Source organism: Streptomyces sp. NPDC042201 (assembly GCF_055582185.1).
Map to the genome: position 1 here is coordinate 105,623 of NZ_JBVJDS010000014.1, position 24,592 is coordinate 130,214.

The 24,592-nt window shown below is 70.2% G+C and carries 20 protein-coding genes; 9 read left to right on the forward strand and 11 right to left on the reverse strand.

Features of this window, described 5'->3' with window-relative positions; all coding sequences use genetic code 11:
• Positions 1–4: 4 nt before the first annotated feature.
• The 6 genes from ACZ6MZ_RS29160 to ACZ6MZ_RS29185 all read right to left on the reverse strand — a co-directional run bounded on the left by ACZ6MZ_RS29160 (position 5) and on the right by ACZ6MZ_RS29185 (position 7,788).
• Positions 5–1,705: a branched-chain amino acid ABC transporter permease gene (locus tag ACZ6MZ_RS29160; RefSeq protein ID WP_389786892.1), complete on the reverse strand. Its 1,701-nt coding sequence runs from the start codon at positions 1,703–1,705 to the stop codon at positions 5–7.
• Positions 1,706–1,710: 5 nt separating this feature from the next.
• Entirely contained in the window at positions 1,711–2,643 is a 933-nt protein-coding gene (locus tag ACZ6MZ_RS29165) for a branched-chain amino acid ABC transporter permease (RefSeq protein ID WP_384183662.1), read from the reverse strand.
• Between the two features lie 99 nt (positions 2,644–2,742).
• Positions 2,743–3,972, reverse strand: coding sequence for a branched-chain amino acid ABC transporter substrate-binding protein (locus ACZ6MZ_RS29170; RefSeq protein WP_389786895.1), 1,230 nt, complete (start codon positions 3,970–3,972; stop codon positions 2,743–2,745).
• A 422-nt stretch (positions 3,973–4,394) separates the two neighbouring features.
• The gene (locus ACZ6MZ_RS29175) at positions 4,395–4,799 is read right to left on the reverse strand and encodes a hypothetical protein (RefSeq protein WP_469355316.1); all 405 of its coding nucleotides are present in this window, start codon (positions 4,797–4,799) and stop codon (positions 4,395–4,397) included.
• Between the two features lie 76 nt (positions 4,800–4,875).
• A complete protein-coding gene (locus ACZ6MZ_RS29180) occupies positions 4,876–5,349 on the reverse strand; it encodes a hotdog fold thioesterase (RefSeq protein WP_384183654.1) in 474 nt (157 codons plus the stop codon).
• A 129-nt stretch (positions 5,350–5,478) separates the two neighbouring features.
• A complete protein-coding gene (locus tag ACZ6MZ_RS29185) occupies positions 5,479–7,788 on the reverse strand; it encodes an FdhF/YdeP family oxidoreductase (RefSeq protein WP_469355320.1) in 2,310 nt (769 codons plus the stop codon).
• 142 nt (positions 7,789–7,930) lie between these two features.
• Between ACZ6MZ_RS29185 and polA the strand changes: the two genes are divergently transcribed.
• Entirely contained in the window at positions 7,931–10,642 is a 2,712-nt protein-coding gene (gene polA / locus ACZ6MZ_RS29190) for a DNA polymerase I (protein WP_469355322.1), read from the forward strand.
• Between the two features lie 166 nt (positions 10,643–10,808).
• A complete protein-coding gene (locus ACZ6MZ_RS29195; RefSeq protein ID WP_469355323.1) occupies positions 10,809–12,491 on the forward strand; it encodes a lytic transglycosylase domain-containing protein in 1,683 nt (560 codons plus the stop codon).
• A 125-nt stretch (positions 12,492–12,616) separates the two neighbouring features.
• Here the strand turns inward: ACZ6MZ_RS29195 and hrpB are convergent, their stop codons facing one another.
• Positions 12,617–15,145 (reverse strand): ATP-dependent helicase HrpB, encoded by a 2,529-nt coding sequence (gene hrpB / locus ACZ6MZ_RS29200; protein ID WP_469355325.1) that lies wholly within the window; start codon positions 15,143–15,145, stop codon positions 12,617–12,619.
• 4 nt (positions 15,146–15,149) lie between these two features.
• Positions 15,150–15,983, reverse strand: a complete 834-nt coding sequence (locus ACZ6MZ_RS29205; protein WP_469355326.1) for a class I SAM-dependent methyltransferase — start codon at positions 15,981–15,983, stop codon at positions 15,150–15,152.
• A 338-nt stretch (positions 15,984–16,321) separates the two neighbouring features.
• On the opposite strand from ACZ6MZ_RS29205, the gene rpsA reads away from it, so the two are divergent.
• On the forward strand, positions 16,322–17,827 hold the full coding sequence (gene rpsA, locus ACZ6MZ_RS29210) for a 30S ribosomal protein S1 (RefSeq protein WP_384183637.1): 1,506 nt from the start codon (positions 16,322–16,324) through the stop codon (positions 17,825–17,827).
• Positions 17,828–17,974: 147 nt separating this feature from the next.
• On the opposite strand, the gene ACZ6MZ_RS29215 is transcribed toward rpsA, so the two are convergent.
• Positions 17,975–18,952, reverse strand: a complete 978-nt coding sequence (locus tag ACZ6MZ_RS29215; RefSeq protein WP_384183635.1) for a right-handed parallel beta-helix repeat-containing protein — start codon at positions 18,950–18,952, stop codon at positions 17,975–17,977.
• Positions 18,953–19,200: 248 nt separating this feature from the next.
• Here ACZ6MZ_RS29215 and ACZ6MZ_RS29220 point away from each other — a divergent pair, with 248 nt between their 5' ends.
• The 4 genes from ACZ6MZ_RS29220 to ACZ6MZ_RS29235 all read left to right on the forward strand — a co-directional run bounded on the left by ACZ6MZ_RS29220 (position 19,201) and on the right by ACZ6MZ_RS29235 (position 21,880).
• Entirely contained in the window at positions 19,201–20,145 is a 945-nt protein-coding gene (locus ACZ6MZ_RS29220) for a PAC2 family protein (RefSeq protein WP_469355328.1), read from the forward strand.
• A gap of 102 nt (positions 20,146–20,247) precedes the next feature.
• Positions 20,248–20,853 (forward strand): dephospho-CoA kinase, encoded by a 606-nt coding sequence (gene coaE / locus ACZ6MZ_RS29225; RefSeq protein WP_389788246.1) that lies wholly within the window; start codon positions 20,248–20,250, stop codon positions 20,851–20,853.
• A 150-nt stretch (positions 20,854–21,003) separates the two neighbouring features.
• The gene (locus tag ACZ6MZ_RS29230) at positions 21,004–21,369 is read left to right on the forward strand and encodes a hypothetical protein (RefSeq protein ID WP_389788244.1); all 366 of its coding nucleotides are present in this window, start codon (positions 21,004–21,006) and stop codon (positions 21,367–21,369) included.
• Between the two features lie 130 nt (positions 21,370–21,499).
• Positions 21,500–21,880, forward strand: a complete 381-nt coding sequence (locus ACZ6MZ_RS29235; RefSeq protein WP_469355330.1) for a tetratricopeptide repeat protein — start codon at positions 21,500–21,502, stop codon at positions 21,878–21,880.
• Positions 21,881–21,941: 61 nt separating this feature from the next.
• Here the strand turns inward: ACZ6MZ_RS29235 and ACZ6MZ_RS29240 are convergent, their stop codons facing one another.
• Complete coding sequence (locus ACZ6MZ_RS29240; protein ID WP_389788240.1) at positions 21,942–22,271, reverse strand: DUF6343 family protein; 330 nt, start codon at positions 22,269–22,271, stop codon at positions 21,942–21,944.
• 194 nt (positions 22,272–22,465) lie between these two features.
• Here ACZ6MZ_RS29240 and ACZ6MZ_RS29245 point away from each other — a divergent pair, with 194 nt between their 5' ends.
• Positions 22,466–22,903, forward strand: coding sequence for a DoxX family protein (locus tag ACZ6MZ_RS29245; protein WP_389788239.1), 438 nt, complete (start codon positions 22,466–22,468; stop codon positions 22,901–22,903).
• 20 nt (positions 22,904–22,923) lie between these two features.
• Here ACZ6MZ_RS29245 and ACZ6MZ_RS29250 read toward each other — a convergent pair whose 3' ends face one another.
• On the reverse strand, positions 22,924–23,265 hold the full coding sequence (locus tag ACZ6MZ_RS29250) for a hypothetical protein (RefSeq protein WP_389788236.1): 342 nt from the start codon (positions 23,263–23,265) through the stop codon (positions 22,924–22,926).
• A gap of 225 nt (positions 23,266–23,490) precedes the next feature.
• On the opposite strand from ACZ6MZ_RS29250, the gene ACZ6MZ_RS29255 reads away from it, so the two are divergent.
• On the forward strand, positions 23,491–24,501 hold the full coding sequence (locus ACZ6MZ_RS29255) for a slipin family protein (protein WP_389788233.1): 1,011 nt from the start codon (positions 23,491–23,493) through the stop codon (positions 24,499–24,501).
• The last annotated feature ends 91 nt before the right edge of the window (positions 24,502–24,592 follow it).

Below are 24,592 nucleotides of genomic sequence, written 5' to 3' on the forward strand. Positions count from 1 at the left end.
TCGTTCACGCCCCCGCCTTGGCGATGCCGACGCCTGCGCCGGGTTTGTCTTCCGGTACGTCGAGTTGGCCGGTCTCGTGGTATTCGAGCTGTGCGCGCCGGTTGGCGATGAGGCCTTCGGGGCGGAACCGCATCAGCAGGATGAGTGCGATTCCGAAGCCGAGGAGCTGGTAGTCCTGGAGGAACTGCAGCTTCGCGGGGATCAGGTAGAGCAGGGAGGCGCCGATCAGCGGTCCGCTGATGGTGCCCATGCCGCCGAGGATGACCGCGGCGAGCAGGAAGGCCGAGTTGGGGGGCACGGGGCCGGCGAAGACGTACATCTCCGGGACCACGGTGTGCTGGACGTGCGCCTGTACGGTGCCGGCGAGGCCGGCCAGGGTGGCGCCGAGTGCGAAGGCGATGAGCTTGACGCGGAAGCCGTTGATGCCCATGGCGGTGGCGGCGGTCTCGTCCTCGCGGATGGCGACCCAGGCGCGGCCGATGCGGGAGTTGCCGGCCCGGCTGAAGACGGTCACCACGAGGATCATGGCGACCAGCATCAGCAGGTAGTAGTTGGCGTAGGAGCCGAGTTCGAAGCCGAGGATGGTGTGCGCTTCGCCGAAGTTGTACCCGAAGAAGTTGAGGTCGGGGATGTTCGGGACACCGTTGGGGCCGTTGGTGATCCGGGGGCCTGAGGCTCCGTCGAGGTTGCCGACGGCGATACGGAAGATCTCTCCGAAGCCGAGGGTGACGATGGCGAGGTAGTCGCCGCGCAGCCGAAGGGTGGGTGCGCCGATGAGGACGCCGAAGATCAGGGAGACAGCGGCGCCGGTGAGGACGGCGGCCCAGAACGGGAAGTGCACATCGAAGACGGACGCGGTGGTTCCGGAGACGAGCGCGGCGGTGTAGGCGCCGACGCCGAGGAACGCGACGTATCCGAGGTCGAGCAGGCCGGCGAGGCCGACAACGATGTTCAGCCCGAGGGCGACGGTCGCGAAGATGAGGATGTTGACCGCGATCAGGGTGAACTGGTCGGTGCTCTGGGTGAAGGGGAAGGCGGCCGCGGCGACGAACGCGGCGGTGACGGCGATCATGCGGTATTTGGCGGTGAGGCCGTTGATACGCGCCATGAGGCCGGCCTTGAAGAGGGCGGTGGCGGCGAATCCGACGGTGAGCAGGTAGCCGGTGAAGAGTTCGGCGTACTCGGTGTCGATGCCGTACGTGAAGGCGTAGAGGCCGACGGCGAACACGCCGACGATGATCAGGATCTCCGCCCAGGAGGGCAGTTCCTTGGGCCGCTTGGCCTGACGGGTGTCGTCGGGGAGCAGGAACGCCGCGACGACGGGGATGACGGAGGCCACCGCCGCCACGTAACCGCCGGGTTCGAGGTTGACCACGCCGCCCAGTTCGACGGCGATGGCGACGACCGTGAACCAGGTGGTGGCCAGGCCGCCGAGGGCGAGCATCTGGAGTGCTTTGGCGGAGCCGGTGGGGGTGAGCCAGCGCAGGCCCTTGATGTCCAGCGCGGACAGGGCGAAGAGCGCGGTGAGCAGCCCCGCGACCAGCGTGAGGACCTGGAGGCCGCCCGGGTAGCCGTAGACAGTGAGGTCGCCGGGGAACTCGGAGGTGTAGGTCCAGGACAGGAAGGTGCTGGCCACGGTGGCGACGCCGCCGACGAGGGCGAGGACGCGTAGCTGGGTGGTGCGGGAGGAGGCTGTGTCGGTCATCGATCTCACGCCCGATCCGCGACGCGCTCACCGAGCAGACCTTGTGGCCTGACGAGGAGGACGACGATGAGAAGTACGAATGCCCAGACGTTGGCCCAGGCGCCTCCGCCGAGCTGCTGCATGCCGGGGATTTCTTCGATGTAGGCGATCGACATGGCTTCGGCGAGGCCGAGTACGACTCCGCCGACCATCGCTCCGTAGATGTTGCCGATGCCGCCGAGGACCGCGGCGGTGAACGCCTTGAGTCCGAGGAGGAAGCCCATCTCGAAGTTGATCTGGCCCTTGTCGAGTCCGTAAGCGACCGCCGCGACCGCGGCGAAGGCGGCGCCGATGGCGAAGGCCATCACGATGATGCGGTCGGTGTTGATCCCCATGAGCTTGGCCGTGTCCCGGTCCTGGGACGTGGCCTGCATGGCGCGTCCGCTGCGGCTCTTGGAGACGAAGAGGCCGAGGGCGATCATGCAGAGCGGCGCGAGGACGAAGATGAAGGCGTCCGCGCGCTGGACGTAGAGGTTGTCCGTGAGCTGGAAGGACTCGCCCTTGAATTCGGGGAAGCTGACGGCCTTCTTGGCGTCGGGGTAGAACGCCCAGATGAGCTGCTGCAGCGCGATGGACAGGCCGATCGCGGTGATCAGCGGGGCCAGTCGGGGGGCCCCTCTCAGGGGGCGGTAGGCGAAGCGTTCGGCTGCGGTGGCCACGGCCACCGAGGCTATGGCGCCACCTACGATCATGAGCGGGATCGCCACCAGCAGGGAGGTTCCGCTGGGGAGCCAGGTATAGGTGGTGAGAGCGCCGAAGCCCCCGATCATGAAGATCTCGCCATGGGCGAAGTTGATGAGCTGGACGATGCCGTAGACCATCGTGTACCCAATGGCGATCAAGCCGTAGAGGGCGCCGAGGGCAAGGCCGTTGGCCAGCTGTTGCGGCAGTTCGTTCACCGCAGGGCCTCCGATGAGCGTGTCGGATATGACACCGCGCGGGGGCGCTGTGTGCGCCCCCGCGCGGCTTCGGTCGTGTTGCGGGGCAGTGCGGGTCGGTCAGTCCTCGAACGTGGCGCTCTTGACGTCCTTCCAGACGCCGCCTTCCACCTTGTAGACGGTGAGCTGCTTGTTCGTGGTGTCGCCGTACTCGTCGAAGGCGACCTTGCCGGTCACTCCGTCGAACTCGACTGCGCCGGCGGCCTCGACGACCTTGGCGCGGGCGTCCTCGGGCAGCTTGCCGTCGTTGGCGGCGACAACGGCCTTGACGGCCTGGATGACGGTCCAGGCGGCGTCGTAGGAGTAGCCGCCGTAGGCCGCGTACGGGTCCTTGTAGCCGCCGGCCTCGTAGTCGGCGATGAACTTCTTCGCGGTGTCGAGCTTCTCCACCGGGTAGCCGATGGAGGTGGCGAAGTCACCGTCGTTGGACTCGCCGGAGGCGGCGATGAAGTTCGGGTCGTAGATGCCGTCGCCACCCATGGTGGGGATCTTGGCGCCCGTCTTCTTGATCTGGTCCGAGAGCAGACCGCCCTCGGGGTACTGGCCACCGAAGTAGACCGAGTCCGCGCCGGAGGCCTTGACCTTGTCGGCGGTGCTGGAGAAGTCCGTCTCCTTGACCGTGACGTGGTCGGTGCCGACGACCTTGCCGCCGAGGCGCTTGAACTCATCGGAGAAGATCGCGGCGAGGCCGGCGCCGTAGGTCTGCTTGTCGTCGACGACGAAGACCTTCTTCTTCTTCGCGTCGTTGTAGTAGTACTGCGCGGCGAACTTGCCCTGGACGACGTCCGTGGCGGCGGTGCGGAAGTACGACGCGAACGGCCGCTTGAGGTCGCCCGTGGCCCAGTTGTCGCCCTGGCTCAGCGCCGGGTTGGTGTTGGCGGGCGAGACCTGGAGGAGCTTCGCCGAGTTGAAGACGCCCTGCATCGACTGGGCGACGCCGGAGTTCAGCGGGCCGACGACGCCGAGGACGTCCTTGCTGCCGACGAGCTTGGTGGCGTTGGCCTGGCCGGAGGCCGGAACGGCCTGGTCGTCGAGGGCCTCGATCTTGAACTCGACGCCCGGGACCTCGTTGTTCTTGTTCGCGGTCTTGGCGGCGAGGTCGACCGAGTTCTTGATGCCCTGACCGAGCGCGGAAAGCGATCCGGTGAGCGGCGCGTCGACACCGATAACGACCGTTATCTTGTCGCTTCCGCCAGTGCTCTTGCCCTCGTCGCGAGAGCCACAAGCGGTGAGAGTGAGCGCTCCCGTGGTGATCACGGTCGTGAGGATGAGCAAGGAACGGTGTCGCACGGTGAATCCTTTCCCTGGCGCGGCCTCCTCTGCTGAGGTGCCGTTGCGTTCGCCGGGCCGCACTGGGTCGGTATCAGGAGCGAGCCGAATGCACGCCCGGCGGCGCGGTGACTGGCCGTGACTCTAAGCGCAGGTGAGCGACTCATGGAGCGGTGTGCTCAGGATGTGACTCTCTTGTTATGCCAGGGCCAAGGGCTGATGGCCGCAGCCCGGACGGATCGGGCTTTTCCGCGTTTTCGGGATTGACCGCATAGTGAGAACGCGCAGTTCCGCTAAGGGACGTGGGGCCGTTTTGGTGCTGACGGCCAATCGGGCACGTGAAAGCCCTGAAGCGGGCAGCCGGGGGTCTGACGGCGGGCAGCGGAAGGATCCCCGTTCACATCGTTGTTACACAGCGTGAGAAGAGAGGCGGGCGGGAAAGCTCACTTCGGCGCGCGCCAGTTCTCCGAACTGCCGGTGGCGCCGTTCTGGGCGGTGCACCTCTTCTTCGTCTCGCGGTCGATCAGCGCTTCCGCCGCCGCGGTGCCGTGTTTCCTCCGCTCCGCGCGGGCCGCTGACAGGACGTCGTCATGGATCACGTACTGCTCGTTGGACAGCCCCTTCTGTTCCCAGTCGAGGCCCGCCCACTGGCTGCCCTTGAGGGCTTCCTTCACCCAGTACGAGACCAGCGAGGCGCACAGCTCGGCCGGGGTGGTGCGGTGCGCCGCGGGGGTGTCGCGGGTGTCGGGACCGGATGTTCCGCCACTGCCACACCCCGTTACGGCCGCGCACAGCGCCAGCACGCACCCGATGCCCCCGGTGAGGCCGCGCCGCCCGATCCGACCCATGCGCGCACGCTAGGCGGTGGTTCCGGCGTGTCACAAGCGGCGTGCACCGGGTTGGGTGCCGGGTTGTGGCGCGTGGTTACTTCGCCGCGCCGCTGTCGGTCGCGTCGCGCAGGAGGCAGGTCAGCCGGGCGGTGCAGACGCGCTTGTCCTGCTCGTCGGTGATGACGATCTCGTATGTCGCGGTGGTGCGGCCGCGGTGGACGGGGGTCGCCACGCCGGTCACCACTCCGCTGCGGACGCCGCGGTGGTGTGTGCAGTTGAGGTCCACGCCCACCGCGATCTTCGCGCTGCGGCCGTGCATCATCGCGCCGATGGAGCCGAGGGTCTCCGCGAGGACGGCCGACGCCCCGCCGTGCAGCAGCCCGTACGGCTGGGTGTTGCCCTCGACGGGCATGGTGCCGACGACGCGCTCGGCGGACGCCTCAAGGATCTCCACCCCCATCCGGGCGCCGAGGTGTCCCGCGGAGAAGAGCGCGGGCAGGTCGACGCCGAGCGCGGCGTACTCGTCGATGATGTCCTGCGGGAACGTGGTGGCGGTCTGTTCACCCATGGGGCCCGGCTCCGATCGTGTGAGCGCTGCGGTGTGCGCACCGTATTGCTTACCAGACGGCTGAGCGAGCGCTTAGCCGGGGGCGGCCCTTCCACGCCCCCTGCCCCGCCCGGCGGCCCGGTCGTGCGCTCAGTCCGTCCGCTCGAAGCGCACGACGACGGACTTGCTCGCCGGGGTGTTGCTGATGTCGGCCGTGGCGCCGAGCGGGACCAGCACATTGGTCTCCGGGTAGTAGGCGGCGGCGCAGCCTCGGGCGGTGGGGTAGTGGACCACCCGGAAGCCGGGGGCGCGCCGCTCCACGCCGTCCTTCCACTCGCTGACCAGATCGGTGTACGAGCCGTCGGCGAGGCCCAGTTCGTCCGCGTCCTCGGCATTGACGAGGACAACGCGGCGGCCGCCCTTGATGCCGCGGTAGCGGTCGTCGAGGCCGTAGATCGTGGTGTTGTACTGGTCGTGCGAGCGCAGGGTCTGCAGCAGCAGCCGGCCCTCGGGCAGTTCCGGGTATTCCACCGGCGCCGCGGTGAAGTTGGCCTTGCCGGTGGCCGTGGGGAAGCGGCGCTCGTCGCGCGGGGCGTGCGGGAGCGCGAAGCCGCCCGGAATGGCCACGCGCGCGTTGAAGTCCTGGAAGCCGGGGATCACGCGCGCTATCCGGTCGCGGATGGTGGCGTAGTCCTTCTCGAAGTCCTCCCACGGGGTGGTGGACCCGGGCCCGAGCACGGCGCGTGCCATCCGGGCGACGATGGCCGGCTCGGAGAGCAGATGCGGGCTAGCGGGCGGCAGGTTGCCCCGGGAGGCGTGCACCATGCCCATGGAGTCCTCGACGGTCACGATCTGCCGGCCGCCCGCCTGGACGTCCTTGTCGGTACGGCCCAGGGTGGGCAGGATCAGCGCGCGGGCCCCGGTCACCGCGTGCGAGCGGTTGAGCTTGGTCGAGACATGCACGGTGAGGCGGGCGCGGCGCATCGCGGCCTCGGTGACCGCCGTGTCCGGGGTCGCGGCGACGAAGTTGCCGCCCATCGCGAAGAAGACCTTGGCCCTGCCGTCGCGCAGCGCCTCGATGGACCGTACGACGTCATAGCCGTGGTGGCGCGGCGAGGTGATGCCGAACTCCTGGTCCAGGGCGTCGAGGAAGGCGGCGGCGGGCCGCTCGAAGATGCCCATCGTGCGGTCGCCCTGCACATTGGAGTGTCCGCGCACCGGGCAGACGCCGGCGCCGGGACGGCCGATGTTGCCGCGCAGCAGAAGGAAGTTGACGACCTCGCGGATGGTCGGCACGGAGTGCTTGTGCTGGGTCAGGCCCATGGCCCAGCAGACGATGGTGCGCCGCGAGGCGAGGATCAGGGAGAGGGCCCGCTCGATCTCCGCGCGCTCCAGGCCGGTGGCGGCCAGCGTCTCGGCCCAGTCGGCGGCGCGCGCGGCCGCGGTGAACTCCTCGTAGCCATGGGTGTGTTCACGGACGAAGGCGTCGTCGACAGCGCCCGGTGTGTCCAGGATGAGCTTGTTCAGCAGCCGGAAGAGGGCCTGGTCGCCGCCGATGCGGATCTGTAGGAAGAGGTCGTTGAGGGCGGCGCCCTTGATCATGCCCTGCGGTGTCTGCGGATTCTTGAACCGCTCGAGTCCGGCCTCGGGCAGCGGATTCACGGAGATGATCTTCGCGCCCGCCGTCTTGGCCTTCTCCAGCGCGGAGAGCATCCGGGGATGGTTGGTGCCCGGATTCTGTCCGGCCACGATGATCAGATCGGCCTGGTGCAGGTCCTCCAGGGAGACGCTGCCCTTGCCGATGCCGATGGTCTCGATGAGTGCGGAGCCCGACGACTCGTGGCACATGTTGGAGCAGTCGGGCAGATTGTTCGTGCCGAACTCGCGGGCGAAGAGCTGCAGCAGGAACGCCGCTTCGTTGCTGGTACGGCCCGAGGTGTAGAAGAGGGCCTCGTCGGGGGAGCCGAGCGCGGTCAGCTCCTCCGCGATGATCGCGAAGGCCCGCTCCCAGGTCACCGGCTCGTAGTGGTCCGTGCCCCCGGCCGAGGCTCCCCGGTCCGCCGCCGCGGCTCCCCGCTCCAGCAGCATCGGCTGGGTGATACGGCCCTGCTGGCCCAGCCAGTAGCCGCTGCGGGTGGCGAGATCCGACACGGGATGGGCGGCGAAGAAATCGGGGGTGACCCGGCGCAGCGTGGCCTCTTCCGCGACGGCCTTCGCGCCGTTCTCACAGAACTCCGCCGTGTGCCGGTGATCGCCCTCGGGCCAGGCGCAGCCGGGGCAGTCGAAGCCGTCCTTCTGGTTGACCTTGAGCAGGGTCCGCGCGGTGCGCCGCACGCCCATCTGCTGCTGGGCGACACGGAGTGTGTGCGCGACGGCGGGGAGCCCCGCGGCCGCCCGCTTGGGCGCGGTGACCTGCGGCGCGTCCTGGACCGGATCACCTGCGGGCGGCTTGCTGGCCATCGCGCTCTCCCTCGGACCTGCGTTTCCCGGCTACGACCTGTGTCTGTCACGTATCTCTCCGATCCTGCCACGGGCCACCGACAGCGGGTGGCCGAGGTCCGGCCGGTCGGGATTGTCAGTGGGGCGTGGCAGGATCGGGTCCGTGGCTGAGACAGCATCGAAGAACACCGCAGACAACCGTCCTCGCCTGCTCCTCATGGACGGGCACTCCCTGGCGTACAGGGCGTTCTTCGCGCTGCCCGCGGAGAATTTCACCACCGCGACCGGTCAGCCGACCAACGCGATCTACGGCTTCGCGTCGATGCTGGCGAACACGCTGCGCGACGAGTCGCCCACGCATTTCGCCGTCGCCTTCGACGTGTCCCGCAAGACGTGGCGCTCCGAGGAGTTCCCGGAGTACAAGGCGAACCGCTCGAAGACGCCCGACGAGTTCAAGGGCCAGGTCGAGCTGATCGGCGAGCTGCTGGACGCGATGCGCGCGGACCGGTTCGCGATCGACGGCTTCGAGGCGGACGACGTCATCGCGACCCTCGCCACGCAGGCCGAGGCGGCGGGCTTCGAGGTGCTGATCGTCACCGGTGACCGGGACTCCTTCCAGCTCATCAGCGAGCACACGACGGTGCTGTACCCCACCAAGGGCGTCTCCGAGCTGACGCGCTTCACCCCGGAGAAGGTCCAGGAGAAGTACGGACTCTCGCCGCGGCAGTACCCGGACTTCGCGGCCCTGCGCGGCGACCCGTCCGACAACCTCCCCGGCATCCCGGGCGTCGGCGAGAAGACCGCCGCGAAGTGGATCAATCAGTTTGGTTCCTTCGACGAGCTGGTCGCGCGCGCCGACGAGGTCAAGGGCAAGGCCGGGCAGAACTTCCGCGACCACCTGGAGTCGGTGCGGCTCAACCGCCGGCTCACGGAAATGGTGCGGGACGTCGAGCTGCCCAAGACCCCGCAGGACCTGGAGCGCGCCCCGTACGACCGCGCGGCCGTCAAGGGCGTGCTCGACGTGCTGGAGATCCGTAACCCCAGCCTGCGCGAGCGGCTGCTCGCCGTGGACCCCGGCGCGGTCGAGGACGAGGCCCCGGCGCCCGCCGCCGGAGTGGAGCTGGACGGCTCGGTGCTGGGCTCCGGCGAGCTCGCGCCCTGGCTGGCGGAGCACGGCGCGCAGCCGCTCGGTGTCGCCACGGTCGACACCTGGGCGCTGGGCGTGGGAAGCGTCAGCGAGGTCGCGCTCGCCGCGGCCGGCGGCGCCGCGGCCTGGTTCGACTCCACCCAGCTGGACGAGGCCGACGAGCAGGCCTTCGCGGCCTGGCTCGGCGCCGCGGACCGCCCCAAGGTGATGCACAACGCGAAGGGCGCGATGCGGGTCGCCCCCGAGCACGGCTGGCGGGTCGGCGGGGTCACCATGGACACCGCCCTGGCCGCCTATCTGGTCAAGCCGGGCCGCCGCTCCTTCGCGCTGGACGCACTGGCCATCGAATATCTGGGCCGCGAGCTGGCCCCCGCGGCCTCCGCCGACGGACAGCTCGCCTTCGGTACGGACGAGCAGGCCGAGGCCGAGGCGCTGATGACCCAGGCCCGCGCCGTCCTCGACCTGGGCGACGCGTTCACCGCGCGGCTGGGAGAGGTCGGCGCCACCGGGCTGCTCCATGATGTGGAGCTGCCGACGTCCGCGCTGCTGGCCCGGATGGAGCGGCACGGCATCGCCGCCGACCGGGCCCATCTGGAGGCCATGGAGCAGCAGTTCGCGGGCGCCGTGCAGCAGGCGGTGAAGGAGGCGCACGCCGCGGTCGGCCACGAGTTCAACCTCGGCTCTCCCAAGCAGCTCCAGGAAGTCCTCTTCGGTGAGCTGGGCCTGCCCAAGACCAAGAAGACCAAGACCGGTTACACCACCGATGCCGACGCGCTGGCCTGGCTCGCCGCCCAGACCGAGCACGAACTGCCGGTCATCATGCTGCGCCACCGCGAGCAGGCGAAGCTGCGGGTCACGGTCGAGGGCCTGATCAAGACGATCGCGACGGACGGCCGGATCCACACCACCTTCAACCAGACGGTGGCGGCGACCGGCCGGCTGTCCTCCACCGACCCCAATCTGCAGAACATCCCGGTCCGCACCGACGAGGGCCGGGCGATCCGCCGCGGCTTCGTCGTCGGCGAGGGCTACGAGTCGCTGATGACGGCCGACTACAGCCAGATCGAGCTGCGGGTGATGGCCCATCTCTCCGAGGACGCGGGCCTGATCGAGGCGTTCACCTCCGGCGAGGACCTGCACACCACCGTCGCCTCCCAGGTGTTCGGCGTGGACAAGACCGCGGTCGACCCCGAGATGCGCCGCAAGATCAAGGCGATGTCGTACGGACTGGCCTACGGGCTCTCGGCGTTCGGCCTCTCCCAGCAGCTGAACATCGAGGCGGCCGAGGCGCGCGGGCTGATGGACACGTTCTTCGAGCGCTTCGGGGGCGTACGGGACTATCTGCAGCGAGCGGTCGTGGAGGCCAGGGCGACGGGCTACACGGAGACGATGCTCGGCCGCCGCCGCTATCTGCCCGACCTCAACAGCGACAACCGCCAGCGCCGCGAGATGGCCGAGCGGATGGCGCTCAACGCCCCCATCCAGGGCACCGCCGCGGACATCGTGAAGGTGGCCATGCTCCAGGTGGACCGGGCGATGACCGAGGCCGGTCTGAGCTCCCGGATGCTCCTCCAGGTCCATGACGAAATCGTCCTGGAGATCGCCCCGGGCGAGCGCGAGCGGGTGGAGGAGCTGCTCCGCCGCGAGATGCCGGCCGCGGTCGAACTGCGCGCGCCGCTGGATGTCTCGGTCGGCGTGGGCACGGACTGGGAGTCGGCGGCCCACTGACCCGCGCCGGGCGGTTCGAGGGGACTTCGGGCTCCGGGCGACCTGGAGGTGGCGAACTGGTGAAAACCGGTCACCTACCGGTGTGCCGGAGCCGGGAGTTGACGTAGGGTCGCCTGAGTTCTCGCGCCGGAGCGCGAACAGCCGTCCATGGGGAGGGACCAGACGTATGGCAGCGCTATTCGGCCGCCGACTGCGCAGAGGAGCCACCACCACCGCGGTGGCCGCCGCCGCCATCGCGGCCCTCTCCGCCTCGCAGGCACCCGGCGCCATCCCCACCGACGCCGGTGCGGCCCGGGCGGCCGACGCGACCTCGCCCTCCGGCGACACGGCGGTCACCGGCAACTCCCCGTACTACACGGAGCTTCCGCCGCTGACCACGCCCGACAAGCCCGGCGCGTCGATCGACCTGCCGGCCGCGGGTGCGGCGGAAGCGGGCATACCCGCCTCCGTCCTGGCCGCGTACAAGCAGGCGGAGCAGTCCCTCGCGGAGACCAAGCCCGGCTGCAATCTGCCGTGGCAGCTGCTCGCCGCGATCGGCAAGGTCGAGTCGGGTCAGGCGCGCGGCGGCCGGGTGGACGCCGCGGGGACCACGCTCGCGCCGATCCTCGGCCCCGTCCTCAACGGCGTCGGCTTCGCCAATATCTCCGACACCGACGACGGTGAGTACGACGGCGACGTGACGCACGACCGTGCGGTCGGTCCGATGCAGTTCATCCCGTCCACCTGGGCCACCTGGGGCCAGGACGCCAACGGCGACGGACGCAAGGACCCCAACAACATCTATGACGCGGCGCTGGCGGCCGGCCGCTACCTCTGCGCCGGGGACCGCGACCTCTCGGTCGAGAGTGACCTCCACAAGTCGATCCTGGGCTACAACCACTCGCAGGAGTACCTGAACACGGTCCTGACCTGGTTCCAGTACTACAAGAACGGCACGCACGAGGTCCCGGACGGCACCGGAGTGCTGCCGGCCGACCCCGGCCCCGCCGACCCCGGCCCCTCGCCGTCGCCGAGCCCCAGCCCGTCGAAGCCGGGCGGCTCGCCGAGCCCCGGTCCCTCGACGCCCGCGCCCGGCGGCTCCGGCAGCCCGGGCCCGTCCACGCCGGGCGGCGGCGGGCCGACCACCCCCGCCCCGGGCGACAGCGACGGGCCGGGCACCCCCGCCCCGAAGCCCATCGTCAAGCGGATCGAGAAGACCGGCACGGGCACGCTGACCGCGGTGGCCGGCAGCCTGTTCACCGAGCGCGCCGCGGTACGGGCCGAGGACGCGGCGGGCAGGCCGGTCGCCAAGGAGCCGGTGCGGTTCGAGATCGTCGGCGAGACGGACGCCCGGTTCGCCGGAGGCGCGACCAGGGTGACTGTCGCCACCGGCGCGGACGGCGCGGCGACCGCTCCGCCCGTCCAGGCGGGCGAGCAGACCGGTGAGTTCACGATCCGGGCCACCGTCGCTGTCCGGGACGTCGCAGGCGTCGACCACACCGCGACCGTCACGGCCCGCCAGGCGGACGGGCTCGCCAGGACCACCGACCAGGAGCTGACGGCCGCGCCCGGCGCGGAGTTCGCCGCTCCGGTCGAGCTCAAGGCGACCTTCAAGGGCGCCGCCGCGTCGGGTGTGGCGGTGACCGCCGCCATGATCACCTCCGCGGACGACGCCACGGCGCCCGGCAAGGGGCCGTACTTCAAGGACGCGAACGGCGCCCCGCTCCGCGAGCTGAAGGATCTGAAGACGGACGCCAACGGCCTCCTCCAGCTGCCGAAGATCTTCGCGGACGACACGACGGGCACGTTCCTGCTCCGCCTCGAAACCGAGGGCGGTGCGACGCTGACCATCGAGCTGAAGGTCGCCTGACCCCAGCGCCACGCACAGACCACCGCCCCTTCGTCCGGCCGGACGAAGGGGCGGTGGTCTGTGCGCACGCGGAGCGGCTCATGCCATCGCGGCCTCGTGCCCGGCGCGGCCCGGCGCGTCCGCGCTCACCGCCGGGTGTTCGTGCGTCGCGTGGCCGCCGCCGTCGACGGGTCCTCGGGCCAGGGGTGGCGGGGGTAGCGGCCGCGCAGCTCCGCCCGTACGGCGCGGTATCCGTCCCGCCAGAAGGACGCCAGGTCCGCCGTCACCGCCGCGGGCCGTCCGGCCGGGGAGAGCAGATGCACCAGCACCGGCACCCCCGCGACCTTCGGTGTCTCGCGCAGCCCGAACAACTCCTGGAGCTTCACCGCCAGTACGGGCTGCGCGCCGCCGTACTCCACCCGTACCCGTGACCCGCTCGGCACCTCGATACGCTCCGGCGCCAGCTCGTCCAGCCGCGCCGCCTCGCCCGTCGCCCAGGGCAGCAGCCGCCGCAGTGCCTGGCCCGCGTCGAGCCGCCCGAGGTCCGACCGGCGCCGGGCCCTGGACAGTTCCGGCTCCAGCCATTCGTCCGCGCGCTCCAGCAGCGCGGCGTCCGAGACGTCCGGCCAGCCGCCGCCCACCTCCCGGTGCAGAAAGGCGAGCCGCTCGCGCAGCCCCTGCGTGTCCCGGTTCCAGCGCAGCAGCCCGAGCCCCTCGCGCCGCAGGCCGTCCAGCAGAGCCGTGCGCACCAATCCCGGGGCCGGCGACTTCAGCGCGCGCACGGACAGCTCGACCGCGCCCAGCCGTTCCACCGTCCGGGCGACGACATCGCCGTCCTCCCAGCGCACCTCCTCGCCCGCCGACCGCAGCTGTCCGGCGGCGGTCCGTGCCGTGTCCTCGTCGATGACCGCGGCGAGCCGGATCCGCGCGGCCGCCGCCGTGGCCGGCCGGTCCGCGACCGCCACCGCCAGCCAGGGCGAGCCGCGCAGCCGCGACCCGTCGCCCAGCTCGCCCCCGGTGCCCGACACCATGAGATACGTCCCCTCGCCCCGCGACCGCGCCACGCGCTCCGGAAAGGCGAGCGCCGCGACGAGCCCGGCGACCGCGTCATCCGTGGCACCCGGCTCACGGCCCGCCGTGTCCTTGCCCGCCGCCGAGGCCAGCCGCCGCGCCTCCTGGCGCCAGCGGGCGGCATAGGCGTCGCCGCCCTGGCGGGCCGTACGCCAGGCCGCGGCCAGATCGTCCCCGTACGACCTCGGCGGCTCCTCGCTCAGCAGCGCCACCACCTCCGCCGCGCGCCGCGTCCCGACCTGCCCGGCGCCGTCGAGGAGCGCCCGCGCCAGCCGGGGGTGCAGGCCGAGCCGGGCCATCCGTACGCCCCGGTCGGTCACCCGCCCCGGACCGTCAGGACCAGCCGCGCCGTCCGCTGCCGCCTCCACCGCGCCGATCGCGGTCAGTACGGTGCGCGCGGCCGCCATCGCCCCGGCCGGCGGCGGGTCCAGCAGTGCGAGACCGCTCGCGTCCGGATCGCCCCAGCACGCCGCCTGGAGCGCGAAGGCCGCCAGATCCGCGATCTTGATCTCGGGGGAGGGGAAGCGGGCCAGCCGGCTGTCCTCGGCCTCCGCCCAGCAGCGGTAGACGGCGCCGGGGGCCTCGCGCCCGGCCCGCCCGGCCCGCTGCCGGGCGCCCGCCTGCGACACCCGTACGGTCGTGAGCGCGCTCAGCCCCCGCGCGTGGTCGGTGCGGGGCTCGCGCGCGAGCCCCGCGTCCACGACGATCCGCACGCCGGGCACCGTCAGGCTCGACTCGGCGACCGCCGTGGCCAGTACGACCCTGCGGCGGCCCGAGGAGCCGGCCAGCACCGCGTCCTGCACGGCGGCCGGCGCCCGCCCGTGCACCTGAAGCACCTCGGCGCCGATCTCCGCCAACTGCCCCGCCACGCGGCCGATTTCCCCCACTCCCGGCAGGAAGCAGAGGACGTCGCCGTCCCGCTCGGCCAGCGCCCGCCGCACCACCGACGCCACATGCGTCAGCAGCGCCGGATCGACGCGCATGCCATGGGGCGGCCGTACCGGCTTCACGGGCGGCGCCCAGACGGTCTCCACCGGATACGAGACGCCCCGCGCCTCCACCACCGGCGCGTCCCCCAGCAGCCGTGCCCAGCCGGCCGCGTCGGTCGTCGCCGACGCCGCCACGAGCCGCAGCTCCGGACGCAGGGCGGCCCGTACGTCCAGCAGGAACGCCGCCACCGTGTCCGCGTCCAGATGCCGTTCATGGCACTCGTCGAGGATCACCACATCGACACCGGCCAGCTCCTGGTCGCGCTGGAGCCGCTGCAGCAGCACGCCGGTGGTCACCACCTCCACCACCGTGCCGCGCCCCACCACGCGCTCCCCGCGCACGGTGAAGCCGACACGCTCCCCTACGCGCTCACCGAGCAGCCAGGCCATCCGGCGGGCCGCCGCACGCGCCGCGATCCGCCGCGGCTCGGCGACCACCACCCGCCGCACGGGACCGTCGCCGAGCAGCCCGGCCAGCACCAGCGGCACGAGCGTCGTCTTGCCCGTCCCCGGTGGTGCGCACAGCACCGCGCAGCCGTGCCCGTCGAGGGCCCGTTCCAGCGCGGGGACAGCGGTGTGTACGGGGAGGCTGCCGAGGATGTCGTCGCGGATCACACGCTCAGTCTCGTACGCAGACGAAGATCGCCGTCCCCGGGATCAGACCGCCGCGCAGCGGGGACCAGCCGCCCCACTCCTGTGTGTTCCAGGCCGGCCACTCCGGTTCGACCAGGTCGACCAGCCGGAAACCGCCGGCCACCACGTCCCGCACCCGGTCGCCGACCGTCCTGTGGTGCTCCACATAGACGGCGCGCCCATGCTCGTCCTGCTCCACATAGGGAGTGCGGTCGAAGTAGGAGGACGCGACCGACAAGCCCTCGGGCCCCGGCTCGTCGGGGAACGCCCAGCGGACCGGATGCGTGACGGAGAAGACCCAGCGCCCGCCGGGCCGCAGCACCCGGCGTATCTCCCGGAACACCTTCACCGGGTCGGCGACGAAGGGGATCGCGCCGTAGGCGGAACACGCCAGGTCGAAGGAGCCGTCCCGGAACGGCAGCGCGCCCGCGTCCGCCTCCACCAGCGGGAAGGCCAGGGAGCGGCCCTCGCCGATCCGCAGGGCGTGCTGGAGCTGGCGGTGCGAGAGATCCAGCGCCACCGGGCGCGCGCCCTGCGCCGCCAGCCAGCGCGAACACTGCGCGGCGCCCGCCCCGATCTCCAGGACGTCGAGACCGCGCAGTGACTCGGGCGGTCCGAGCAGGCCGGCCTCCACCTCGTCGAGCCCCTCCGGGCTCCAGACGAAGCGGTCGTCGCCGAGGAAGGTGCCGTGTTCGATCTGGTACTCGTCCGCGTTCCGGTCCCACCAGCCGCGGTTGGCCCGGCTGCTCTCCGTGTCACCGCTGTCGCGGCGGGTGGCTTCGGGGCCGTGGACGGCTTCGGTCTCAGGCTCTTGGATCATCGTGTCCGTCGTCGTAGTGTGCGGAGGAGTGGGAGCGGGGCCGGGTGGCCTCATCAAACGCTGAATGTGCCGGGTTTGAGACGTTCCGCCCCGGGTGTGCGCCTTCGCGCATTGACCGTGCCCGGCTGCCCCCGTATGCTAAAGGTTGCGCTGCGGGCTTGCGCGCCTCAGACGTAGCAGCCGCGCTCGCATCTGTTGTAGTCCCTCGGTTGTCGAGGCGCTTTCCCTGTTGTACGGGGGCGGCGCTTCCTTGGCTGTCCGGCCTCCGCAGATGGCGATACGGGCTCCCGGCGTAGCAGTACCTACGACTCACTGTCCGCACCGGAGCCCTTTCCCACATGACGAGCAGCACCGAGACCACCGCCACCACCCCGCAGGTTGCGGTCAACGACATCGGTAACGAGGAAGCCTTCCTCGCCGCGATCGACGAGACGATCAAGTACTTCAACGACGGCGACATCGTCGACGGCGTCATCGTGAAGGTCGACCGGGACGAGGTCCTGCTCGACATCGGTTATAAGACCGAAGGCGTCATCCCTTCCCGCGAGCTTTCGATCAAGCACGACGTCGACCCCAACGAGGTCGTCAAGGTCGGCGACGAGATCGAGGCCCTGGTTCTCCAGAAGGAGGACAAGGAAGGTCGTCTCATCCTGTCCAAGAAGCGTGCTCAGTACGAGCGCGCCTGGGGCACGATCGAGAAGATCAAGGAAGAGGACGGCATCGTCACCGGCACCGTCATCGAGGTGGTCAAGGGTGGTCTCATCCTCGACATCGGCCTCCGTGGCTTCCTGCCGGCTTCCCTCGTCGAGATGCGCCGCGTCCGCGACCTCCAGCCCTACGTGGGCAAGGAGCTCGAGGCCAAGATCATCGAGCTGGACAAGAACCGCAACAACGTGGTCCTGTCCCGCCGTGCCTGGCTGGAGCAGACTCAGAGCGAGGTTCGTCAGACCTTCCTCACGACCCTGCAGAAGGGCCAGGTCCGCTCCGGCGTCGTTTCCTCGATCGTCAACTTCGGTGCGTTCGTGGACCTCGGCGGCGTCGACGGTCTCGTGCACGTGTCCGAGCTGTCCTGGAAGCACATCGACCACCCCTCCGAGGTTGTCGAGGTCGGCCAGGAAGTCACCGTCGAGGTTCTCGACGTGGACATGGACCGCGAGCGCGTCTCCCTGTCGCTCAAGGCGACGCAGGAAGACCCGTGGCAGCAGTTCGCCCGTACGCACCAGATCGGTCAGGTCGTCCCGGGTAAGGTCACCAAGCTCGTTCCGTTCGGTGCGTTCGTCCGCGTCGACGAGGGCATCGAGGGTCTGGTCCACATCTCCGAGCTGGCCGAGCGCCACGTGGAGATCCCGGAGCAGGTCGTCCAGGTCAACGACGAGATCTTCGTCAAGGTCATCGACATCGACCTGGAGCGCCGCCGCATCAGCCTCTCGCTGAAGCAGGCCAACGAGTCCTTCGGCAGCGACCCGGCTTCGGTCGAGTTCGACCCGACGCTCTACGGCATGGCCGCGTCCTACGACGACCAGGGCAACTACATCTACCCCGAGGGCTTCGACCCCGAGACCAACGACTGGCTCGAGGGCTTCGAGACCCAGCGCGAGGCGTGGGAGGGCCAGTACGCCGAGGCGCAGACGCGCTTCGAGCAGCACCAGGCCCAGGTCATCAAGTCCCGCGAGGCCGACGAGGCCGCTGCCGCCGAGGGTGCTGCCGCGCCCGCCGGTGGTGGCAGTGCACCGGCCGCCTCCGGTGGCTCGTACTCCTCGGAGTCCGCGGACAACTCCGGCGCCCTGGCGTCGGACGAGGCCCTGGCCGCCCTTCGCGAGAAGCTGGCCGGTGGTCAGAGCTGACGCTCCGACCTCGTAGGTAGCTGGTAGTACAGCTGAACGTAAGGCCCGTTCCCCTCAGGGGGAGCGGGCCTTACGCATGCTGCCGGCTGTCCCCGTGCCGCGCGGTGGCTCAGGGGGTGACGGCGCGCCTCAGGATGTGACGGTGGCTCAGGAGGTGACGGGGATGTTCGTCAGGCCCTTGCCGCCGGTCACGGTGTTGCTGCTGTAGACCGTCGTGCGGCAGCTCGTGCTGTTGTTGGTGACATTGATGGCGAGCTGGTTGGCGCCCGTCGAACCCTTCAGGTCCGACTTGTTGGAGCGGAAGACCGTGCCGCAGCCCCAGCCGCTCTGCTGGGTGTGGGTCTCGTAACCGTTGTTCGTGGTGTTCCGGCCGGTGTTGCCCTCGACGAGCACGTTGTTGCCCTTCACGTCGACCCAGGAGTCGTCGTAGTTGGCACCGGTCAGACCGTTGCCGTCGAAGGTGTTGCCGATGATCCGCGCGCCGGTGGTGCCTTCCTTGATGTCGATGTTCTCGCCGCCGACGTCCGGGCCGATCGTGTTGTTGAGGATCTGCGCGTTGTCGCTGCGGTCGGAGAGGGTGTTGGCGCTGCCGACGTACACGCCCTCACCCATGCCCCGGCCGTCGTTGCCGGTGTCGTAGATCCGCGAGTTCCTGAGGATGCCGTCGCTGCTCGACGCGCGGAAGTGCACGCCCTCCATGTCCAGGTTGTGCACGGTCACGGAGTCGATGACGACACCGTTGGCGGCGTCCGTCACGATGCCCTTCTGGGCGTCGGTGACGGTGACACCCTGGACGGTCCAGTACGCGGCCCCGTTGAGATGGAGGCCGTAGCCCCCGCCGCCGGTGGTCAGGATCGCGGCGGACGAGCCGGTCAGAGTGATACGGGAGCCGGCGGTGCCGGGGGTGGTCGCCTTGAAGTTCCCCTTGTACGTGCCGTCGGCGAGCCGGATCGTATCGCCGGGGCGTGCGTCGGTGAGGGCCGTCTTGAGCTGGGCGGCGGTCGTCACCTGGATGACCGCGGCGGCGCCCGCGGGGGCGGCGCCGGCCGAGGGGGCGAGCAGGGACAGGCCACCGGTGGCGAGGAGCGGGGCCAGCAGGGCAGGAAGCAGTGTTCGGGTGCGCATGGGGGGTGCCTTCCCGTCGGAGTCGAGTCGTGCCGAGTCGATCTCGTGTTCTGATCATCGTTCTTATATATGAACGATGACCGTGTTTCTGAACGCCGGTACTGCCCCGTGACGGTAGAGATGTGCTTTGGGCATGTCAAGGTCTGGACCAACGCCGAGCGGCGGCCCGGGTTTCGCACGGGGGGCGTGGGGAATGCACTCGCCTCGTGAGGCGTTCTTTCCTAGGAACACGAGGAGGAGCGGTAATCGTGCTTGATCCGCAGGGTTTGTACGCATGGGAGCCCAAGGGCCTCGCCGTCGTCGACATGGCACTGGCACAGGAGTCGGCGGGCCTGGTCATGCTCTACCACTTCGACGGCTATATCGACGCGGGTGAGACCGGCGACCAGATCGTCGAGAACCTGCTGGAGTCGCTGCCCCACCAGGTGGTGGCCCGTTTCGACCACGACAGGCTGGTCGACTACCGCGCACGGCGCCCGCTGCTGACCTTCCGGCGCGACCGCTGGACGGACTACGAGACGCCGACCCTCGACGTACGCCTGGTGCAGGACGCCACGGGTGCGCCGTTCCTGCTGCTGTCAGGCCCCGAGCCGGATGTCGAGTGGGAGCGTTTCGCGGCGGCCGTACGCCAGATCGTGGAACGGCTCGGTGTGCGTCTTTCGGTCAACTTCCACGGAATCCCGATGGGTGTTCCGCACACCCGCCCTGTCGGCATCACCCCGCACGGCAACCGCACCGACCTCATGCCGGGCCATCGCAGCCCGTTCGACGAGGCGCAGGTCCCCGGCAGCGCCGAGTCGCTCGTCGAGTACCGGCTGATGGAGTCGGACCATGACGTCCTCGGTGTGGCCGCGCACGTCCCGCACTATGTCGCCCGGTCCTCGTACCCGGACGCGGCGCTGACCGCGCTGGAGGCGATCACGGCTGCGACCGGCCTGGTCCTGCCGAGCGTCGCGCACTCCCTGCGTACGGAGGCCCAGCGCACCCAGACCGAGATCGAGCGGCAGTTGGGCGAGGGCGACGAGGAACTCGTCACGATGGTGCAGGGTCTTGAGCATCAGTACGACGCCGTCGCGGGCGCCGAGACCCGCGGCAATCTGGTCGCCGAGCCGACGGAGCTGCCCTCGGCCGACGAGATCGGCCGTGAGTTCGAGAAGTTCCTCGCGGAACGGGAGGGCGACGGAGGCGCGTAAGCCGTCGGCGCGTTCCGCCGGCTGTCCTCCTCCGGGCCGCACGGTATCCGACGGGAACCGTGCGGCTCTTTGTGTCGGGCGGACAGGGCCTAGGCTGATCGCATGCTGAGGTTGGGACTTACGGGCGGAATCGGCGCGGGGAAGAGCGAGGTCTCCCGTCTGCTGACCACGTACGGCGCGGTACTGATCGACTCCGACCGGATCGCGCGCGAGGTGGTCGAGCCGGACACGCCGGGACTGGCGGCCGTGGTGGCCGAGTTCGGTGCGGAGGTGCTGACCTCGGACGGCGCCCTGGACCGCCCGAAGCTCGGCGGCATCGTCTTCGGTGACCGGGAGCGGCTGCGGGCTCTGAACGCGATCGTGCATCCGCTGGTGCGCGCCCGCTCGGCCGAGTTGGAAGCGGCGGCAGGACCCGGCTCGATCGTGGTGCACGATGTGCCCCTGCTCGTCGAGAACGGCATGACCGACCTGTACGACCTGGTGGTCGTCGTGGACGCCTCGCCCGAGACCCAGGTGGATCGGCTCGTGCGACAGCGGGGGATGGCGGAGCCGGAGGCGCGGAAGCGGATGGCCGCGCAGGCCACCCGGGAGGAGCGTCGCGCCGCCGCCGATGTGGTCATCGACAACGACGGACCGCTGGAGCGGCTCGAACCGCAGGTGCGCGCGGTCTGGCAGGAGCTGAGCGAGCGCGCGGCGGCCGGGCGCTGATCTCCGGGGCCGCCGAGGGGTCCGCGGCAGGGGTCCGCGGCAGGTCCGTGTCAGCGCTGCGTCAGGTCGTCGGCAGGTCCGCGTCAGGGCTGCGTCAATCCGTGGGCCGGGTCGGTCTCCGCGCACCGCTCTCGGGCTACGCTCGGGAAAATGATTGTTTTCGCGGCCTTCGCAGCACTCGGAGGGCTGGTCGCGCTCCTCGCGGGTGCCGTCGGTATCCGCAGGACCCGCCGTATCCTCTCGGCCGGAGAGTCCGCCATGGCGCTCGTGAAGCGCGGACCGCCCGGCTCCGAACGCCAGACGCTCCAGTACGAGACGGCCGACGGCCATGTCCTTGAGGTCATCTCACCGGTCCTGCTCGAAGCGGGCACCTCCGTGCTGCTCTCGTACGACCCCGAAGATCCGCGGGAGGTGGTGCTCCCCGGCTATCCGCGCACCCGAGTCGATCTGGGCTTCGTGCTGCTGGGGCTGGCAGTGATCCTCGCCGGGGCGGCCTTCGCGTTCACCGCGTTCTGACCCTCTTCCGCTCGCCTTCCGCTCGCCTTCCGCTCGCCTTCCGCTTGCCTTCCGCTCGTGGGCGGAGGCCGCGCGGAATAGCAACGCCGCGCGCGGCGTTGAAAACGCGCAGCCAGGGAAGGATGCGAGCGTGCCCGAGAGCCCGGAGACCCATGTCATCGACTATCGCGCGGCGGAGCAGTTGCTGGCCGCGCGGGATCCGCGCGGAGCCGTGAAGCTCCTCGACTCGGTGATCGCGTCCCACCCGGAGAACACCGCGGCCCGGCTGCTGCGGGCCCGCGCGTTCTTCGCGGCGGCCCAACTGCGCCCCGCCGAGCTGGAATTCGAACTGGTCCTGGAGCGTGAGCCGGACAACGCCTTCGCGCATTTCGCCCTGGCGCGTACCTTCGAGCGATCCGGCCGGCCCGAGCAGGCGAAGCGGCATTTCCGTCTGGCGGCGGCCCTGGACCCCAAGCCGGAGTATCTGAAGGCCGCGCGGTTCGAGTCCGACACGCGCGCCGAGGACGGCTGACGGCGATTGACGGCGGGCCGACGTGCCCGGTGCGGCGGGCGCCGTGGGCCGGCCGGACTCGTCATCGGCCGTGCGAGCCGCGATCCGAGCCCTGGCCCCGGTTCGGTGTCCGGTGCCGGTCGAAGCTCTGATCCGCACCGTGGTCCGGCTCGTACGGCGGGACGTCCCGGCCCGGCTGGTAGTGCGGTCCCTGATGGATATGGCGCAGGATCATGACCAGATCTGTCATGACGATCAGCAGGAGCACCCCACAGGCGAGCGCCCACCCCATCCGCCCGTTGATCGCGAACGCTGTCGTGCCGGCGGCGGTCCAGATCAGGCCCCACACGCTCAGCCACAACCGCATACGCAGCGGACTCCGCGCGGTAACAGGCTCGCTTCCGGTGCGCATGATTCACATACCTCCCATCGGCTTTCTACCCATAGGTGTCCCCTTTGATCCGGATTGGGCAGCTGGGATCGAGCCACCCGGAACTCATCGCTCGCCGTGCCGAAATCGCGGGCCGGCCGGCGATGAGTTCCGGGTGGGTGTCCCGTCTATATCGGTGAAAGCGCCGTCGAACGCTCAACCGAGGAGACCCCGCCATGTCCGACGCATCGACCTCCGCCACCGCTACAGCCCTTGTGCCGTACACCCCTTCGCGCCGGGCGCACCTCACGGTCCGCGTGCTCCAGATCGTGCTGGCGCTGTTCTTCGGGGTCGCGAGTGCCGCGCCGAAGCTCATCGCCCACTCCTCCGCCACGGAGTCCTTCGACACGATCGGTTTCGGCCACTGGTTCATGTACGCCGTCGGGGCGCTGGAGCTGGCCGGTGCCATCGCGTTGCTGATCCCCATCCTGTCCGGGCTGTCCGCGCTGGCGCTCATCGGCCTGATGATCGGCGCGTTCGTCACCCAGCTGACCGCCTTTGACGGGCAGAACGCGCTGACGCCCGTGGTGCTGATCGTGCCGCTGGCCGCCATCGCCTGGGTCCGGCGGAATCACACCGCGGAGCTGGTCGCCCTCGTCCGCGGGCGGGTGTAGCTTCCGCGCCCCCCTATCGGTCAGTGCACGATCGAGTAGCTGTGCCACGGCCCCATGCCAGGGCTGATCCCATCGGACAGTGTGGTGGCGATATACCCGCTCTCGTCGCCGGTGCAGTCGGGCGTCGCGTACATCACGAAGTCGACCAAGGTGCGGTTCGTGAGCTCGACGGCCCCGGGGGGAGCAAGCCGATGACAGCCCGTGACCAGGGGGTTGGTCACCTGGACGCTGCGCTTCTGCTCGGTCTCGTAGACGACGGTGCCCACCGCGGTCCGGCCGAGGCCGGAGCAGCCCGCGACGGCGAAGGCCAGGAGCGCCGCCCCGGCGGCGATGGAGAGGCGCCGGTGATCGGTCACGGTCATGGGCGGTCCTCGTCTCTGCGGGTTCCGGGTCTGCGGGGATTCCTGGTCGGTGCGGGTTCCGGGAAGCCTGGTGCTGGTCACACTGCCGGATCCCCGAGGAGGCGGCACCACAGGTGCGGCCGGCCGGGCTACGCGCCGGTAATTTCCTGCTCCAGCGCCTCGACCGACAGGTCATATAAGGCATACCGTGGTATTAACACACAGGTCCGGCGGAAGAGGGCCATCATGGTTGAAGGACTGGTCGTAGCGGTCATAGCGGCGGTGTGCGCCTGCGCGCTCTACGCGATGTCGGCTGCGAGGGTCGTGAAGCAGTACGAGCGAGGCGTGGTGTTCCGCCTCGGGCGGCTGCGCGAAGGTATTCGAGGGCCCGGCTTCACGGTGATCGTCCCGTTTGTCGATCATCTGCGTAAGGTCAATATGCAGATCGTGACGATGCCGGTGCCCGCACAGGACGGCATTACGCGGGACAACGTCACCGTGCGGGTGGACGCGGTGATCTACTTCAAGGTCGTCGATCCGGCCGACGCGCTGGTGCGGGTCGAGGACTACCGGTTCGCGGTGGCGCAGATGGCGCAGACATCGCTGCGGTCGATCATCGGCAAGAGCGACCTGGATGATCTGCTGTCGAACCGGGAGAAGCTGAATCAGGGCCTGGAGCTGATGATCGACAGTCCGGCGATCGGCTGGGGAGTGCAGATCGACCGGGTGGAGATCAAGGATGTGTCGCTGCCGGAGACGATGAAGCGGTCGATGGCACGGCAGGCGGAAGCGGACAGGGAGCGGCGCGCGCGGGTCATCAACGCGGACGCGGAGCTCCAGGCGTCGAAGAAGCTCTCGGAAGCGGCCAAGCAGATGTCCGGGCAGCCGGCCGCGCTCCAGCTGCGGCTGCTGCAGACCGTCGTGGCCGTAGCGGCGGAGAAGAACTCCACCCTGGTCCTGCCGTTCCCGGTCGAGCTCCTCCGCTTCCTGGAGCGCGCCACCCCGGCCGAAGCGGTCCAGGCCGTGCAGGCCGTGTCCGGAGCCGTGGAGGCAGCGCCGACCGCGCCGACAGCACCGGACGGTCAGGCCGCTCGTGAACGGGAACCGGTGTCACCGGCGGCAGCCGCCCCGGCGGCCGCGGCGCGGACCGACCGGTTGCCGACGGATCCCGCCGCACCTGATCGTGCCGCGCCCGATCCCGCCCCACCGCAGGCCGTGTCGCCCCAGACGCCGGTGCCGACCCAGCCCCATGCCTGAACCCATCGAAGTCGCCGACACTCATTCCTGACGAACCACACCCCCGGTCTTACCTATATGGCGCGCACATATAAGCGACCGGGGGATGTGC

Excerpts from the sequence above, each read along its gene's own strand:
- ACZ6MZ_RS29185 (WP_469355320.1), bottom strand. The coding sequence starts at position 7,788 with ATGGCCAGCAAGCCGCCCGCAGGTGATCCGGTCCAGGACGCGCCGCAG.
- ACZ6MZ_RS29250 (WP_389788236.1), bottom strand. The coding sequence starts at position 23,265 with ATGACCGTGACCGATCACCGGCGCCTCTCCATCGCCGCCGGGGCGGCG.
- ACZ6MZ_RS29175 (WP_469355316.1), bottom strand. The coding sequence starts at position 4,799 with ATGGGTCGGATCGGGCGGCGCGGCCTCACCGGGGGCATCGGGTGCGTG.
- ACZ6MZ_RS29240 (WP_389788240.1), bottom strand. The coding sequence starts at position 22,271 with ATGCGCACCGGAAGCGAGCCTGTTACCGCGCGGAGTCCGCTGCGTATG.
- ACZ6MZ_RS29205 (WP_469355326.1), bottom strand. The coding sequence starts at position 15,983 with ATGATCCAAGAGCCTGAGACCGAAGCCGTCCACGGCCCCGAAGCCACC.
- ACZ6MZ_RS29195 (WP_469355323.1), top strand. The coding sequence starts at position 10,809 with ATGGCAGCGCTATTCGGCCGCCGACTGCGCAGAGGAGCCACCACCACC.
- ACZ6MZ_RS29215 (WP_384183635.1), bottom strand. The coding sequence starts at position 18,952 with ATGCGCACCCGAACACTGCTTCCTGCCCTGCTGGCCCCGCTCCTCGCC.
- rpsA (WP_384183637.1), top strand. The coding sequence starts at position 16,322 with ATGACGAGCAGCACCGAGACCACCGCCACCACCCCGCAGGTTGCGGTC.
- ACZ6MZ_RS29255 (WP_389788233.1), top strand. The coding sequence starts at position 23,491 with ATGGTTGAAGGACTGGTCGTAGCGGTCATAGCGGCGGTGTGCGCCTGC.
- ACZ6MZ_RS29180 (WP_384183654.1), bottom strand. The coding sequence starts at position 5,349 with ATGGGTGAACAGACCGCCACCACGTTCCCGCAGGACATCATCGACGAG.
- ACZ6MZ_RS29160 (WP_389786892.1), bottom strand. The coding sequence starts at position 1,705 with ATGACCGACACAGCCTCCTCCCGCACCACCCAGCTACGCGTCCTCGCC.
- ACZ6MZ_RS29245 (WP_389788239.1), top strand. The coding sequence starts at position 22,466 with ATGTCCGACGCATCGACCTCCGCCACCGCTACAGCCCTTGTGCCGTAC.
- coaE (WP_389788246.1), top strand. The coding sequence starts at position 20,248 with ATGCTGAGGTTGGGACTTACGGGCGGAATCGGCGCGGGGAAGAGCGAG.
- ACZ6MZ_RS29230 (WP_389788244.1), top strand. The coding sequence starts at position 21,004 with ATGATTGTTTTCGCGGCCTTCGCAGCACTCGGAGGGCTGGTCGCGCTC.